The 14,777-nt window shown below is 60.3% G+C and carries 12 protein-coding genes; 9 read left to right on the top strand and 3 right to left on the bottom strand.

Annotated elements, in window-relative coordinates; genetic code table 11:
* The first annotated feature begins 123 nt into the window (after positions 1 to 123).
* Positions 124 to 1,248 (top strand): PQQ-dependent sugar dehydrogenase, encoded by a 1,125-nt coding sequence (locus Q0792_RS01665; protein WP_298835872.1) that lies wholly within the window; start codon positions 124 to 126, stop codon positions 1,246 to 1,248.
* A gap of 218 nt (positions 1,249 to 1,466) precedes the next feature.
* Here Q0792_RS01665 and Q0792_RS01660 read toward each other — a convergent pair whose 3' ends face one another.
* On the bottom strand, positions 1,467 to 3,005 hold the full coding sequence (locus tag Q0792_RS01660; RefSeq protein WP_298835871.1) for an ankyrin repeat domain-containing protein: 1,539 nt from the start codon (positions 3,003 to 3,005) through the stop codon (positions 1,467 to 1,469).
* 66 nt (positions 3,006 to 3,071) lie between these two features.
* Between Q0792_RS01660 and Q0792_RS01655 the strand changes: the two genes are divergently transcribed.
* The gene (locus Q0792_RS01655) at positions 3,072 to 4,427 is read left to right on the top strand and encodes a hypothetical protein (RefSeq protein ID WP_298835870.1); all 1,356 of its coding nucleotides are present in this window, start codon (positions 3,072 to 3,074) and stop codon (positions 4,425 to 4,427) included.
* Complete coding sequence (locus Q0792_RS01650) at positions 4,424 to 5,956, top strand: ankyrin repeat domain-containing protein (RefSeq protein ID WP_298835869.1); 1,533 nt, start codon at positions 4,424 to 4,426, stop codon at positions 5,954 to 5,956. Before Q0792_RS01655 ends, Q0792_RS01650 begins: the two co-directional genes overlap by 4 nt.
* Before the next feature lie 227 nt (positions 5,957 to 6,183).
* Here Q0792_RS01650 and Q0792_RS01645 read toward each other — a convergent pair whose 3' ends face one another.
* The gene (locus Q0792_RS01645) at positions 6,184 to 7,185 is read right to left on the bottom strand and encodes a GlxA family transcriptional regulator (RefSeq protein ID WP_298835868.1); all 1,002 of its coding nucleotides are present in this window, start codon (positions 7,183 to 7,185) and stop codon (positions 6,184 to 6,186) included.
* Positions 7,186 to 7,375: 190 nt separating this feature from the next.
* On the opposite strand from Q0792_RS01645, the gene Q0792_RS01640 reads away from it, so the two are divergent.
* Positions 7,376 to 8,746, top strand: coding sequence for a class II 3-deoxy-7-phosphoheptulonate synthase (locus Q0792_RS01640; RefSeq protein WP_298835867.1), 1,371 nt, complete (start codon positions 7,376 to 7,378; stop codon positions 8,744 to 8,746).
* 639 nt (positions 8,747 to 9,385) lie between these two features.
* Here the strand turns inward: Q0792_RS01640 and Q0792_RS01635 are convergent.
* A complete protein-coding gene (locus Q0792_RS01635; RefSeq protein WP_298835866.1) occupies positions 9,386 to 10,093 on the bottom strand; it encodes a PAS domain-containing protein in 708 nt (235 codons plus the stop codon).
* 287 nt (positions 10,094 to 10,380) lie between these two features.
* Between Q0792_RS01635 and Q0792_RS01630 the strand changes: the two genes are divergently transcribed.
* From Q0792_RS01630 to Q0792_RS01610, 5 genes are read left to right on the top strand one after another with little or no spacing between them, the layout of a single operon-like run.
* Positions 10,381 to 11,271, top strand: coding sequence for a YicC/YloC family endoribonuclease (locus tag Q0792_RS01630; RefSeq protein ID WP_298835865.1), 891 nt, complete (start codon positions 10,381 to 10,383; stop codon positions 11,269 to 11,271).
* A gap of 3 nt (positions 11,272 to 11,274) precedes the next feature.
* Entirely contained in the window at positions 11,275 to 11,919 is a 645-nt protein-coding gene (gene gmk / locus Q0792_RS01625) for a guanylate kinase (RefSeq protein ID WP_298835864.1), read from the top strand.
* Entirely contained in the window at positions 11,916 to 12,443 is a 528-nt protein-coding gene (locus Q0792_RS01620; RefSeq protein WP_298835863.1) for a gamma carbonic anhydrase family protein, read from the top strand. The genes gmk and Q0792_RS01620 overlap by 4 nt, the downstream gene beginning before the upstream one ends.
* Before the next feature lies 1 nt (position 12,444).
* On the top strand, positions 12,445 to 13,632 hold the full coding sequence (locus tag Q0792_RS01615) for an aminotransferase class I/II-fold pyridoxal phosphate-dependent enzyme (RefSeq protein WP_298835862.1): 1,188 nt from the start codon (positions 12,445 to 12,447) through the stop codon (positions 13,630 to 13,632).
* Between the two features lie 10 nt (positions 13,633 to 13,642).
* Positions 13,643 to 14,692 (top strand): ATP-binding protein, encoded by a 1,050-nt coding sequence (locus Q0792_RS01610; RefSeq protein ID WP_298835861.1) that lies wholly within the window; start codon positions 13,643 to 13,645, stop codon positions 14,690 to 14,692.
* Positions 14,693 to 14,777: the final 85 nt, after the last annotated feature.

Raw genomic sequence — 14,777 nt, 5'->3', positions numbered from 1 at the left:
AAAAGAAAAGGCATTTCAGAAGCAAGGCAGCAGCGTCATCCATGCAGCGCGCCGCGCATTGGTGGCAATAAATGGCGACCCACCTATATTTCTTGTTATATGCTCAAAAATAAGGAAAAAATCATGTCCACAGGCCGGTTTAAGTCTTTTTTCCTGACGACAGCGCTGATGCTCGCCGTCACAACAGCGGCACAGGTCGCTGCACCAGCGCGCGCACAGGAGACGGCGACACTCGCTCCGGTGGTCACGGGGCTGGATGAACCCTGGGCCGTGGGCATTCTGCCGGACGGCAGTTTTCTGGTGACAGAAAAGGACGGAAGGCTGCTGTATTATCCGGACGGGAACAGTGCTCCTGTTTCTGTCGCCGGTGTGCCGCAGGTACAGGACAACGGGCAGGGGGGGCTGATGGACATCACGATCGCACGTGATTTTGCCAGTTCAGGCACGCTCTGGTTGAGCTATTCCAAACCACAGGCCGGGGGGAGCGGAACAGCACTTGCTGCAGCGGTGCTTTCAGCCGACCGAACACGCCTTGAGAACTTCCGCGACCTTTTCGTGATGAAGCCGGGATCATCCGGCGGCCGGCATTTTGGCAGCCGGGTGGTCGAGGCAACGGACGGCCGCCTCTATCTGACCATCGGAGACCGGGGCGACCGGCCCTCGGCCCAGGACCGCAGCAACCACAACGGCAGCATTATCCGGGTAAACCGCGACGGTTCAGTCCCGGCGGACAATCCCTTTGTGGACAATCCCGGTGTGCTGCCGGAGATCTGGTCCTATGGACACCGCAACCCGCAGGGCGCGGGTCTGGATGGTGCGGGGAACCTCTGGACGGCAGAGCACGGTGCACGGGGTGGCGACGAAGTCAATTTCGTGCGCAGAGGTGCCAATTATGGCTGGCCGGTCATTTCCTACGGGCGGCATTATTCGGGTGGAAAGATCGGCGAAGGCACCGAAAAGGCCGGAATGGAACAACCAGCATTTTACTGGGACCCATCGATCGCGCCATCGGGCCTGCTGGTCTATTCGGGTGACATGTTCCCGGCGTGGCGGGGCGATATTTTTGTCGGCTCGCTCAAGTTCGACTACATTGCGCGGCTGGAGGCGAACGGACAGTCGGCAAGCGAGGTCGCAAAAATCGAAAACAGCGCCACCGATCGCGTGCGCGATATCGTTCAGGCCCCGGATGGCAGCATCTGGTTTATTTCCGTCGGCAATGGAGCGGTCTACCGCATATCCGCGCCATAGGCGAAAGATACGGCACGCCTGATATTTCTCCGGGACAGCCATCAGTTGCGGGTTTGAAACAAAGGCTTTTAGGTATCATGCCTTCTGCGACATACCCCGCGGTTGCTGTAACCGGAGACGCAGTGCCGCATCCACATCTGCAGAGTGAGTGCTCATGATCCGAAGGCGGGTTTCGGCAGACCGCGCTGTCCGCACCCCCTGGTGAAGACCTCTGCGGATCAGAAAACAGACTTACACGCCACCCCGGGGAGAGTGCCGATGTCTCCGCTCACGAACCTGTCTGCGCCTGGGAGGCTGTGCTCATAACCGGGGTCTTCCCCCAGCCTGATCACGAATGAACTGCCCAGCAGCGTTGCGCGGATTTCCCCGGCAAATCCATCGCGGCAGTCACGAACGCTGATGTTTCTGCTTTTCCAGCCATTCGGGCGAAAAGCGGGAACGCTGACCGCGTTGTAAAAGTGACCGAAATATCCCGAATGCTGCTCGTCCTCAAAAGCCACGCCATACCCGACGGCTTCAGGGCCGGACACACCAAATATCCGTTCGCCAAAGAGGAAAATACTCTGATCTGACTGACTGCGCCTTGTGCTGGTACGGCCAAATCGGCGGCTGTCATCGCGCGACCGGTGGTAAGCGTATTCGGCACGCTCAACCACGAGGGGTGCAATGCCCATCACATATGCAAGAATGCCGTCATAGGTTCCCTTTCCGGGAAGACCATCAATCTTTCCGTCGTACAGTCCTTCGGCCTTCAGAGTGCTCTGAATACGCTTCCAGTGAACTGGTTTCGGTCCACCCGTCGGGCGATCCATGCGAAGCTCATATTCAAGCGGCGGCAGGGGCTGAACCACCTGCGGGAAAAGATCGTCCACAACAGAAAGGCGAACACCGGTATCGAGCAGGAGGTCTCTTTCAACGCCGTCAGAACCTTTCCTTCTCTGCAGAGGCAGCGCATTTTTGATGGCATCCGCATCCACAAGGCCCGCGGAGACCAGTCTTTCAATTGCCTGTACGCCAAAGCGCCGCATTCGGTCATCGGCAGAACTTGCTATTGTAAAAGCAAGCAGGCTTCTCAGATCTCCCTCGTTCAGGGCCTTGTCGCGAAGCCAGGACGGAAGCTCACTCAGAAATTCAATGGTCGGCGCCTGCTGCGCGGCCATGCCAACCTGCAGCACTGTCTCGCCGGAAGGTGTGCGCGCATCAAGATCGGCGCCTGCTGAAACCGCTTTTTTCAGAGCTTCCGTGTCGCCGCGTGCGGCTGCATCCAGCAGCCACGCATTGGCGATTGTTCTGCGCTCGGCTGTAAAGGGCAGTGTCTGGAACGCGAGAACGGTGTCACCACGGAACGCGGCGATTTCCGATGCTGTCAGGCCCGCGCGGCCTGTGAGCGCACGGTCAATGTTGCTGTCCAGCAGGACGGTCACGACATCACCCGCATCGGTTTCCACCGCCAGGGTCAGCGCCGTATCGCCTCGCGGCCCGATCGCATTGACGTCGAGCCCGGCCTCCAGCAGAGCCGTCACCATCCCCGCGTCATGCTGCATGACGGCGTAATGCAGTAAGGGCGTACGCCCGATGCGCAATGCATCCCGGTCCGGCTCCGCCTCTACGATCTCGACAAGCGCTGCGGTATCCTGGGCCCGCATCGCCGCCGCCAGCGCGGCCCCTTTCGTGTCCTGCGCCGAAGCAGGCCATGCCAGCGAAATGAGCATTGTGACAACCGCTGTCCCAAAGCGACTGCGCCCAGAACCGACCACTGCACAAACTCCTTCACGCGAAAACAAGCCGATGGTATCGTCTGCCTGTGGAAAGGGTCAACGGGTATGCGTTTTGCGGTCGGTCTTATTGCTGTTCTGAGCCTTCTGGGGTCGGCGCATGTTGCTGATGCTGACTGGTTGAACCCGCGATCCTTTCAGGATTGCCGTGAAGGGCTGGTACCACTGGAGACACAGAAGAAAGCGGCAGGTCGCAGAGCCAACCAGTGTTATCACTCGATTTATCTCAAGCCACACAGCGCATCGCATGCTTTCGGAGAGGTCTGCTATATCGGCAAGCGCGCTTTGCGAAACTATGACATCTGCACAGAGCACACGCAGAGCGTCTGCGATGCAGATCAGTTAATCCGTGAACGCCGCATCACCTGCGAAGCCCGGCTGGAAGAATATCGCCGGTTCACCCGTGCACAGGAAGAGCAACGCCGCGAGCTGGAACGCCTGGCGCGCGAAAACGGGCAGAGCGCCGTGGGGCAGGCAGTGCAGGAGCGCTACGGCTTTCTTCCCGACGGGCCCGGCCGGCTGGTCAGTGACACGCAGCTTGCGGGTACGAGCGTGGCGCGCATGATGGGCGTGCGCATGACGGGCGATCAGAGTGCCTACACGCTGTCAAACGCGATGACGCGGGTCGGTGGCAGAATAGTCGGGCGCCTCAACCAGCGTGCGCTTGGCGATCTCGATGCCTCGCTGCAACAGTTCGGCGCCGGCAACCCCCGCCCCACTGCCGCGCAGCGCGAGGCGTATTATGCGCAGCGCGACAGGCTTGCAGGTCAGTACGCCACCCATATGACCCGCGTGCAGAACACGCAGTATAACCTACCGCTCAGAGACAAAAGTGCTGTTGTGGGTGCCTATGCCGGAACAATTGCACAACTGGTGCAGCTGCGAAATTCCGGCGATATCGACGAACCCATTGCAGCACTTGGCGCGGTTGCGGCCACCTATCTTGCCGTGCGTGCCTATCGTGACGCAGAAAAACGGGTAAGGGCGCAACAGGCCCGGAACGCACCCCGCGTGGTTGCACCAGAACAGTTGCGCGCAAGACGGCAGGCGGTGCTGGCGCCGGTCGCGGCAAAGCGCGCGCAGGCTGCGGCGGTTGTGCGCGCCGAACAGGAACGCAGGCGCAAACAGGCTGAATTAGACGCATTGGCGCGGCAGCTGGAGCTGGATGCCCAACGCATGGCACGGGATCAGGCAAACTTTGAACGTGAACAGGAAAGGCTGCGGCGGGAAAGGCTGCGGCGGGAACGTGAGAGGCAACAGAACATCAACACCGCAATCGGGATCCTTGGTGGTATCGTCCAGGGACTTAACGGTCAGACACCGGGCGCGACATACACCTGCCCGGCAGATCAGATGCGGCAATGCGGGAGGTGTTCGTGCGAGCTTGGCCGGGGCGGGCCATGACGCACCAGCGTCGAAAGCTGGTCGCTGTCGCTGCTGTACTGTTCTGCCTGGGTGGCACCGGCATACGCGCCGACGAGAACGGACTCAGCGCGCAGGTCCTAGAGCAGTACACCCAGACAGTCCTAAGCGGCTCCCTGCGTAATCTCGCTGATTTCTCGGCGGAGATTGCACCTCTCAACGACATCCGGATTGCGGATGAGCTTATCCTGATCCATGCCGCGCGTCATTTTGAACCGGATCGCCTGCAGGTCATCATCAAATCCCATACCTCACTGGATATCAGGGACGAAAACGGTACGACCGCGGTGATGCACGCTCTGATGGCGGGTCGCACTGACAACGCGCAACTGCTTCACGAGTGGGGCGCATCGCTCGAGGGCATCAACAACGAGGGCTACAGCGTCCGAGTGCTTGCGGAGAACGCGGGGTTACCGGGGTTCGGACCCGAACCGGAATTCCTGGCACCAGACCCGGATATTGAGCAGAAGGACCTGGATCAGTTGCTTTTGGTTGCTGCGGAAGCCGGCGACCAGTTGCTGGTGGAATGGGCGCTTTCGCTTGGCGCGGATATCTCGGCGCAGGCAGTGAACGGCCTTCAGGTTGCGCATGTCGCGGCGCTCGGAGGTCACGTACAGACCTTCGATCATGTTCTGTCGCATGAGAGCGCCCCGGGTACATGGGCCACTCTGGGGTCCCCCGACATGCAGGACGGGCCGTTGAGCGTCATAGATTTTATTATCGCAGGCGAAGGTGGCGGAGATCACGAACGTGCCGGACTGATGCTTGAACGTGCCGCTGGGGTCCCTGGCCTGGCAGCGCAGATGTCTGATCATCGCGACCGGCATCGCGATGCGATGATGATTATAGGCTACCCGCCCGGGATGATCACAAAGCATTTCGGCGCGTTTGAGCTGCCCGCCTGGGACACCGGCATTCCGGTCTGGAGCGACACGCCCGGGGGCACACCCGAAGAGTGGCAGGATCTGCAGCGCTTTCTGGCAGAGCAGGGTCTTTATACCGGCGCTGTCGACGGGATACCGGGCCGCGGCACTTTCTGGGGGGTCATCCGGCACACTGTGCGTAATCTGCCCGAGCTGATGGACACTGTGGAGTTGATGTACGACCTGTCCCGGACGCCGGACACAGCAGGTGAGATCCAGTGGCAGATCAGCGGTGGGAAATGGCGGCTGTCGACGGCAAAAGACGGGTTGCCTCTGGGATATGGTCTGATGCTGCCCGAAGGGGTCGAGCCATCGCCGGCGTTCCCGTCACCGGAACGTGTCTCTCAGGGACAGACTTTTTACTACAACGGGAGCAATGAAAACGGGACGCTGACAAACGACATTTACTTCACACCCGCTCCGCCAGAGGAAAATCATACAGCAGAAATGAGGCTGCTGGTGATGAACTATGCCCTCTGGGTTGTGTTTTACGATGATCGGGTCAGGTACGGCTACGACGGCACCCAACGCGACTATACGTCTGCCGAACCGATTCAATGGCCGGATGCGCTCTCCCGTCTCAGGTGAATTCCTGCGCTCTGAGGTGGCAACCGAGCGGCAAAGGGGAGGGTGGGGAGATCAGCCGCGCGGTGTTCTGTCCTTCATGAAACCCGTCGCATTGTCTTGAAAAAAGCCATCGCACCCCATGCCCGCCACCGCAGAAATCGTCGGGTGGCGCAGCTGAGACGCACGCGTGCTCACGCCCTTATGCCCTCTGTTCGCACCAGGCATCCGACAGGCACCGGACGCGTCAGTCAGACAGACAGTCGCGCCGCATGGCTGCCCCGTTCGCGGTAGGGGGTCGTGTCATAATGCGCGCGGTAACATTTCGAGAAATGCGAGGGCGAGGCAAAGCCACAGGCCAGTGCCACATTGATCACACTCATATCCGTCTGCATGAGCAGGTTTCGGGCCTTCTGCAGACGCAGTTCCATGTAATAGCGTTTCGGACTGCGGTTCAGATACCGCCGGAAGAGCCGCTCCAGCTGCCGGGTGCTCATACCAACGTCTTTTGCCAGAATTGACGGACTGATGGGTTCTTCGATGTTGGCTTCCATCATCTGGATCACCGACGACAGTTTCGGGTGCCGCACACCGATCCGTGTTGGCACTGAGAGGCGCTGGGTGTCCTGGTCAGTGCGGATCGAGGAATAGATCATCTGATCGGCCACCAGATTGGCCAGTTCCTCACCGTGCTTGTCCGCGATCAGTTTCAGCATCAGGTCAATGGAAGAAGTCCCACCCGCCGTGGTCAGACGGTTGCCATCCACCACAAACACAGACTTGGTCAGCGTGACATCCTCAAAATCCTCGGCGAAACTGTCCTGGTTTTCCCAGTGGATCGTTGCCTTTTTCCCATCAAGCAGACCGGCTCTGGCCATCACGTGCCCGGCGGTACAAAGACCACCGATCACCGGGCCTTTGCGCGCCTCGCGCCGCAGCCACGCCAACAGACGTTTGGTTGTCGCGTCCTGAACATTCACGCCGCCACACAGCATGATCACATCGTCGCGTGTCACATCCTCAAGATCGCCATCGACCTTGAACCGGATGCCTGCGCTGCTGACGGCCTCGCCGTCTTCGCCCAGGGTCGTCCATTCATAGAGCGTCCGGCCGGACATACGATTTGCGATCCGCAGCGATTCCACCGCAGAGGCAAAGGACAAAATCGTAAAGTCATGCAACAGGACAAAGACAAAGCGCTGAGGTCGCTCAGCCGGAGCATCAATGCGTGTAGCGGGTTGCTGTGTGGACATTGCTGCCTCGTGATACCGGTCTTTCCCTCACCGGGTCGCTGGCGGCCACAGTGTACGGCCACCTTGGTCACGAGCCGAAAGCGACGTCAAGAGGGCGAATTTGTGATATGGTCACTCCTGAAAGGCTTTTGTATAGAGAGCGCTGAGATGGTAGCGCTCGCACTGCGGGCCGGAAAGCGGAGTACCGACAATGAGTGAATGGAGCAAATCAAGCTGGCGTGCAAAACCGCGGATCCAGATGCCGGATTATCCGGATCAGGAGGCGCTGAAAGCCGTCGAGGAACAGCTCTCCCGGTTTCCGCTTCTGGTCTTTGCCGGTGAGGCACGCCGCCTGAAAAAGCACCTTGCAGCCGCAGGCCGCGGCGAGGCTTTCCTGTTGCAGGGCGGAGATTGCGCCGAAAGCTTTGAGCAGTTCAGCTCGGATGCGATCCGCGACACCTTCAAGGTGATGCTGCAGATGGCAATTGTTCTGACACACGGTGCCAAGGTGCCGGTGGTCAAGGTTGGTCGTATGGCCGGTCAGTTCGCCAAGCCGCGCTCCGCGCCGACAGAGACAGTGGATGGCGTTGAGCTGCCAAGCTACCGCGGCGACATCATCAACGAACTGGACTTCACATCCGATGCGCGGATCCCGGATCCGTCGAAAATGATGCGCGCCTATACGCAGGCCGCCGCCACGCTCAATCTGCTGCGCGCATTTTCGACAGGTGGCTACGCAGACGTGCATCAGGTGCATGCCTGGACGCTCGGTTTCACCGAAAGCGAGAAGGCAGAGCGTTACAGAGAGATCGCCACGCGCATCTCTGACACGCTGGATTTCATGTCGGCGGCGGGCGTCAATTCCGACACAGCCCACACGCTGCAGACCGTAGAGTTCTATACCAGCCACGAATCGCTGCTGCTCGAGTACGAGGAAGCGCTGACACGCGTGGACAGCACCACCGGCAAATGGCTGGCAGGTTCCGGTCACATGATCTGGATCGGCGACCGCACGCGTCAGCCTGACGGCGCGCATGTCGAGTTCGCCAGCGGCGTGCAGAACCCCATCGGGCTCAAAGCCGGGCCGACAATGACCTCTGACGATCTTAAGGTGCTGATGGCCAAGCTGAACCCCGAAAACGAAGAGGGCCGTCTGACCCTCATCGCCCGTTTCGGTGCCGGGTCGGTCGGCGAGCATCTGCCACGCCTGATCAAAACCGTGCGCGAAGAGGGGGCCAATGTAACGTGGGTCTGCGACCCGATGCACGGCAATACGATTAAATCATCTTCGGGCTATAAAACGCGGCCGTTTGAATCCGTTCTGCGTGAGGTGCGCGAGTTCTTTGGCGTGCATGGTGCCGAGGGTACAGTGCCCGGTGGTGTGCATTTCGAGATGACCGGGCAGGACGTAACCGAGTGCACCGGTGGTGTACGGGCCGTCAGCGATGAAGACCTGTCAGATCGCTACCACACCGCCTGCGACCCGCGCCTGAATGCCAGCCAGTCGCTGGAACTGGCGTTCCTCGTGGCCGAAGAGCTTTCGGACCGCCGGGCGGCGCACAAGGAAAAAGCGGCAGGCTGACCAGTCGCCGGCGTCACGCCCGGATATCCCGGGCGTGCGCGCACCTTTTCAGATGCAATGTCACCCGGCCCGGATCAGAACCATCCGGGACGTGGTCATGTTTGTTTCATGCAGAAACAGGGTGTCCGGCACAGACTCCCGCAGAAATGCGCGAAGCGTTTGCCGGTACTGAACGGCATCGCAAACCGGCTGAGGTTCTGGCGCAATTCCGCTCTGACCTTTTGGATGGGCTGGCGGCAGGCCGCAGGCGCTGGCTGATTGCCACTGCGTGGGTGTGCGTCCATCGGTTTGCTGACCGTGCGTGACAAACTGCGGGACGAGGATGCTTCGCCGCACCTTCAGCAACACCTTTGCATCCGGATGGACTTAGACCAGTCAATCCGGGCAATCCTCCCTGAGGCCGCAATCCAAACAGATTTTGCCGGTTATGACGTATCCCGGGCGTTCCGGGTATCCTTGTCTGACCATTTACCTGTCCGTCCGAACCCGGGTTCGATGGTTTTGAATTTTTCTCCGAAACCGGCATTGGTACCAGGCCCGGCCTGCGCAACCTGCGCGCAGATTGCGGGTCGGCACAAAAAATCAGGCCGCTCTGCGTTCTGCAGAAGCGGCCCGTTCCTGATCAAAGGAAATTCTGTTTCAGTCGTCTGACTTCACCAGCCGGAGGTAAGGCGCATCCTTGCGTGGTGTTTCGGTGCGGAAAGCCGCCCGTGGTTCAGCGAAACCCGCGGGTTCACGCTCTTTGCGCTTTTCCTGAGTTGCCGCAGCTGGCTTGCGCAACGCCGGTTTTTCGGGTTCCGGGACTTTGCTGCCTGTCTTGACAACGGGTGTCGCGGCGCCGTTCACAATCGGGCGCAGAGAGCTGCGAACAACATCAAAGCGGCGCGGACTGCGGCCCGGATCGCCGACAGCGATCAGCACCCCCAGCAAGCGGCTTACATCGCCCAGATCGCTCTTGAGAGGCAGCAGCAGCATACGCGCATCAAGTGCAGGCATTCCCGAGGCCTCCTCGGAGTGCAGGTGCAGCGTGCAGGCTGCGGGGGTCTCGAAAACCTCTTCCAGCGTATCACTGACCTGACGACGCGATCCCGGCGTGATGAATGAGGTCAGCGGCATGCCGCGCACTTCCATACCCATCAGGTCACTCAGATGGCTGCCGGCAATCCGCAGACGTGCGATACCCGGCGCAATACGTTCAACAATAAAGGAATATTCCAGCGCCTGCTCGATGCCGCGGGGGTCAATCTCGGCGCGGCTGGGCATCAGACGCGTGCCACGCAGCGCCTCCCAGTAGGCCTCAACCTGTGCAATTGGCGAAAAGCCGGTATTTGAAACGTGCTGCGTCATGTCCACCACATTGTGCTTGTTTTGACCCGAATTGTCCATTGTCTGAACTCTTCCTTCCGCCGGGTAAATGCCCGTGCGCTGCTTTTTCGCGGTCCGCAGGCGCCTCTCAGTAAGATTTGCCCATATCCCGCCTTAATCGTTGATGAAATATTAATACCAACAATTTTTCATAAATGGGGTTCTAACTCCGCTTTTGGTTAACCGCCGACCCGGTGCCGGGGGTTGCTCTTGTGTCGGATTTCACCATAAGGCTGATCACGCGCTGTATCTGTGAAGAGGAACACACAATGATCCGTTCAATGACAGGCTTTGCCTCGGCAACCGGCAGTCTGTCGCCGCACTCCTGGAGCTGGGAGCTGCGCAGCGTGAACGGCAAGGGGCAGGATCTGCGTCTGCGTGTGCCGGACTGGATCGGGGGTCTGGAGGTTGCGCTGCGCAAACAGCTGGCAGCCGCAACGACAAGGGGCAATGTCACGCTGGCACTGCGTGTCACCCGCGAAGAGCACGTTGGTGCGCTTCAGATCAACAGTACTCAGCTGGATATGATGCTGGCTGCCCTGGCCGAGATTGAGGCCCGTGCCATGGACGCCGGCGTCTCTCTTGCCCCGTCACGGGCGTCGGATCTGCTGGGTCAGCGCGGGGTTCTGGAACAGACCGGGTCGGCAGACGACACAGATGCGCTGCTCGCGGCGCTGACGCAGGAGGCCACCGCGCTCATTACTGCATGGAACGGCATGCGCGAAACCGAAGGGGCAGCGCTTGAAGCGGTCCTGACCGGGCAGCTGGATGAGGTTGCGCGTCTGACGGGCGAAGCCGCCGTTCTGGCAGCGGCCCGCACAGAGGAGATGGCTCAGACACTGCATCGCAATCTGTCCCGCGTGATGGAAAACAGCGATGGTGCAGATGCGGACCGCGTTGCCCAGGAACTGGCCCTGCTGGCCGTCAAATCCGACATCACCGAGGAAATCGACCGGCTCGCGGCTCACGTGGACGCCGCCCGGGACCTGATCGCCAGGGGCGGCCCGGTCGGGCGAAAGCTTGATTTTCTGATGCAGGAGTTCAACCGTGAAGCCAATACACTGTGCTCCAAGGCGCAGAACACCGATCTGACGCGCTGTGGACTGGCTCTCAAGGCCCTGATCGACCAGATGCGCGAGCAGGTGCAGAATGTGGAGTAAAACATGAGTGCGACACGACGTGGTCTGCTGATCATCCTCAGTTCCCCCTCGGGTGCAGGCAAATCAACACTGGCCCGGCGGCTGCGCGACTGGGATCCGGAAATTGAATTCTCCGTTTCGGCCACAACACGCGCCGCACGACCCGGCGAGGTCGATGGCCGCGAATACCATTTTGTCAGTGAGACCGATTTCAAAGCTCAGGTATCCGGCGAGGGCATGCTGGAACACGCCCATGTCTTTGGCAATTTTTACGGATCGCCGCGTGCACCTGTCCAGGCAGCAATCGATGCCGGCCGTGACGTGCTCTTTGATATCGACTGGCAGGGTGCACAGCAGATCACCAACTCGTCGCTCAGCGCGCATACGCTGTCGATCTTTCTGTTGCCACCGTCGATTACCGAGCTGCGGACCCGTCTTGAAAAGCGCGCCCAGGACGATGCCGACACCATTGCCCGGCGCATGGACAAGAGCTGGGACGAAATCAGCCACTGGGGCAGTTATGATTATGTCCTCGTGAATGATGATCTGGATGAGACCGAAACCCGGCTGCGCACAATTATCGAGGCCACGCGCCTGCGCCGCAGCCAGCAGCCTGGCCTGACCGGACATGTGCGCGCCCTGCAGTCTGAATTTGAGGATCTGGCATGACGATATACGCACTGGGCAACAACACGCCGGAAATCCACCCGGATACCTGGGTAGCTCCGGACGCCAACCTGATCGGCAAGGTCGTTCTGGAGGCGGGCGCTTCGGTCTGGTTCGGCGCCACTATCCGGGCTGATCACGAAGAAATCCGGGTGGGCCGCGGTTCAAACGTGCAGGAAAACTGCGTCTTTCACATCGATGCAGGCTATCCGCTGACCATCGGCGAGAACTGTACGATCGGTCACAAGGTGATGCTGCACGGCTGTACCATCGGGAACAATTCGCTGATCGGCATGGGGGCCACGATCCTGAACGGCGCGCAGATCGGCAATAACTGCCTGATTGGCGCCGGAGCGCTGATTACAGAAAACAAAGTCATTCCTGATGGCAGTCTGGTGATGGGTGTGCCCGGCAAAGTCGTTCGCCAGCTGGACGAAGATGCCATTGCCGGCCTGACTGCCTCGGCACGGCACTATCAGGACAATATGCGCCGGTTCCGGGATGAACTGCGCCCGACAGAGGTTTGATATGAAAAACGAAAAGGGTTCGCTGATGCGCCCCGATGCGCTGCCGGCCTCTGCGTCACGCCCGGTTGTCACGCCGCTCAGCCCGTCCGTTGTCTATGCCTCGGATACGCCTGATATGCTGGATCAGCAGTACGAGGGCGGACTGCAGGGGTACACCTATTCCCGCGAAGGACATCCCAATGCGGATGTGGTCGCCGGGCGTCTCGACCGGATGGAGGGTGCGCCGCATCCGGGGGTCATGACCTCGTCCGGGATGGCGGCGGTATCTGCGGTTCTGCTCGGGCTGACCAGCACCGGCGATCACGTGATCGGCGGCAACCAGCTTTACGGGCGTTCACTGCGCATGATGTCCGAGGACCTGCCGCGTCTGGGTGTTTCCACGTCGATGGTCGATCCCGGAGATATCGGCGCGATGCGCGCCGCGATCCGCCCTGAGACGCGGATGATCCTGGTCGAGGTGGTCTCCAACCCGACGCTGCGGGTTGCCGATATCCGGGCGCTGGCGGCACTGGCGCGGGAAACCGGTGTTCTGCTCGTCGTGGACAACACCTTTACCACTCCACGCGCGTTCCGGCCGTTTGAGCATGGCGCAGACGTCGTTCTGCATTCTGTGACCAAACTGCTTGCCGGACACTCCGACGTCATGCTGGGATACGTTACAGCGCGCGACGAGGCGCTGAACGATCGCCTGCGGGTATTTACGGTCACTGCCGGCATGTCACCCAGCCCCTTTGACTGCTGGCTCGCCGAACGCGGTATGCTGTCGTTTGAACTGCGCTACGACCGCGCCGAGGCAACGGCTGCGATCCTGGCTGATCACCTTTCCGGACTTAAAGGTGTTACACGGGTGCTCTATCCGGGACGTGCAGATCACCCTGACCGGGCGCTGCTGGACGATCTGATGCAGGGACGGTTCTGTAACATGGTCAGTTTCGAGATTGACGGGGGCAGGGCGCAGGCCAATGCCTTTACCCGGGCAGCAGACGGGCTTTCCTTTGCCCCGACGCTGGGCGATGTGGGTACGACGATCTCGCATCCTGCGTCCTCGTCGCACCGGGCTCTGACATCCGCGGCACGCCATGCTCTGGGCATGTCCGAGGGATTTTTCCGGATATCCGTTGGTCTGGAAGATCCCGAAGCGCTCTGTGGTGTCTTTACAGGTGCCGTTGCTGCGGCAATGGCTGTCTGAGGGGCAGAAGATGTCTGAGGCGGTCCGCCAGTTTCTTGACGCGATCCCGATGCCTGCACTGGCGATTGACAGCTCGCAGAGAATTTCTGCGGCGAATGCGGCAGCCCGCAGGCTGATCAACGACGGTGTGGAAGGGCGTAACTATGTGACGATGCTCCGGCAGCCTGCACTGATTGATGCGATCGAGGGCACGCTGCGTGACGACCAGCCCAGAACGGCAACCTGGCTTTCCGGGGACGGCGCCCGGGATATCACCTTTGAGGTAACGGTCCGGGTGATCAGCGCCATGAAGATCACTCTGATCTGCTTTCGGGATATCACGCATCTGCAGCAGGCCGGTCAGATGCGCCGGGATTTTGTGGCAAACGTCAGCCACGAGCTGCGCACCCCTCTGACCGCGCTCATGGGATTTATCGAAACACTGCGCGGACCCGCGCGGAATGACGAAGCGGCGCGCGACAGGTTCCTTGATATCATGGAGGGTGAAGCGGGCCGGATGAACCGGCTGGTGGGTGATCTTCTCTCTCTGAGCCGGGTTGAGGACGAGGAACGCGTCCGACCCAAAGACAGTCTTGTACTGAACGATCTGCTGAGCAGTGTACTCCGCACGCTTACGCCGCTGGCAGACGAGGCCGGGGTAAAGCTGACGAGCGAGATGCCGGACCCGCCCGTAGAGCTGATCGGAGACCCTGACCAGCTGATGCAGGTTTTCACCAATCTGATTGAAAACGCGATCAAATATGGCGGGACGGGAGGCTTGGTTGCGCTGCAGGTTGCCGCACCCGAACGGGATCCGTCGCTGCGGGCCATGGGCGTGCGCATTGATGTTATCGACCGGGGCCCAGGCATTGATGCAAAGCACCTGCCGCGCCTGACAGAACGGTTTTACCGCGCCGACAACCACCGCAGCCGGGCGCTGGGAGGAACGGGTCTCGGCCTCGCGATCGTCAAGCACATCATCAACCGTCACCGTGGTCGCCTGCGCGTCGAGAGCGAGCTGGGGCAGGGGGCCTGCTTTACGGTGATTCTGCCGCTGGCACCTGACGCCGGTCGGCCCTGATCCTCTGCAAAACACTGCACAACCCGGTTCTGTGAAGCTTTTCAGGAATTTTTCCGATCCACCGGGACGCTGTCATAAAACTGTT

The sequence above is a fragment of the uncultured Roseobacter sp. genome (assembly GCF_947495025.1).
Classification (GTDB): Bacteria; Pseudomonadota; Alphaproteobacteria; order Rhodobacterales; family Rhodobacteraceae; genus Roseobacter.
The sequence above is the reverse complement of the archived record's forward strand: the minus strand, read 5'-3'. Positions and strand labels throughout refer to the sequence as shown.

Coding starts and splice junctions, on each gene's coding strand:
- Q0792_RS01610 (WP_298835861.1), top strand. CDS start 13,643: ATGTCTGAGGCGGTCCGCCAGTTTCTTGACGCGATCCCGATGCCTGCA.
- Q0792_RS01640 (WP_298835867.1), top strand. CDS start 7,376: ATGAGTGAATGGAGCAAATCAAGCTGGCGTGCAAAACCGCGGATCCAG.
- Q0792_RS01620 (WP_298835863.1), top strand. CDS start 11,916: ATGACGATATACGCACTGGGCAACAACACGCCGGAAATCCACCCGGAT.
- Q0792_RS01630 (WP_298835865.1), top strand. CDS start 10,381: ATGATCCGTTCAATGACAGGCTTTGCCTCGGCAACCGGCAGTCTGTCG.
- Q0792_RS01615 (WP_298835862.1), top strand. CDS start 12,445: ATGAAAAACGAAAAGGGTTCGCTGATGCGCCCCGATGCGCTGCCGGCC.
- Q0792_RS01655 (WP_298835870.1), top strand. CDS start 3,072: ATGCGTTTTGCGGTCGGTCTTATTGCTGTTCTGAGCCTTCTGGGGTCG.
- Q0792_RS01665 (WP_298835872.1), top strand. CDS start 124: ATGTCCACAGGCCGGTTTAAGTCTTTTTTCCTGACGACAGCGCTGATG.
- gmk (WP_298835864.1), top strand. CDS start 11,275: ATGAGTGCGACACGACGTGGTCTGCTGATCATCCTCAGTTCCCCCTCG.
- Q0792_RS01645 (WP_298835868.1), bottom strand. CDS start 7,185: ATGTCCACACAGCAACCCGCTACACGCATTGATGCTCCGGCTGAGCGA.
- Q0792_RS01650 (WP_298835869.1), top strand. CDS start 4,424: ATGACGCACCAGCGTCGAAAGCTGGTCGCTGTCGCTGCTGTACTGTTC.
- Q0792_RS01635 (WP_298835866.1), bottom strand. CDS start 10,093: ATGACGCAGCACGTTTCAAATACCGGCTTTTCGCCAATTGCACAGGTT.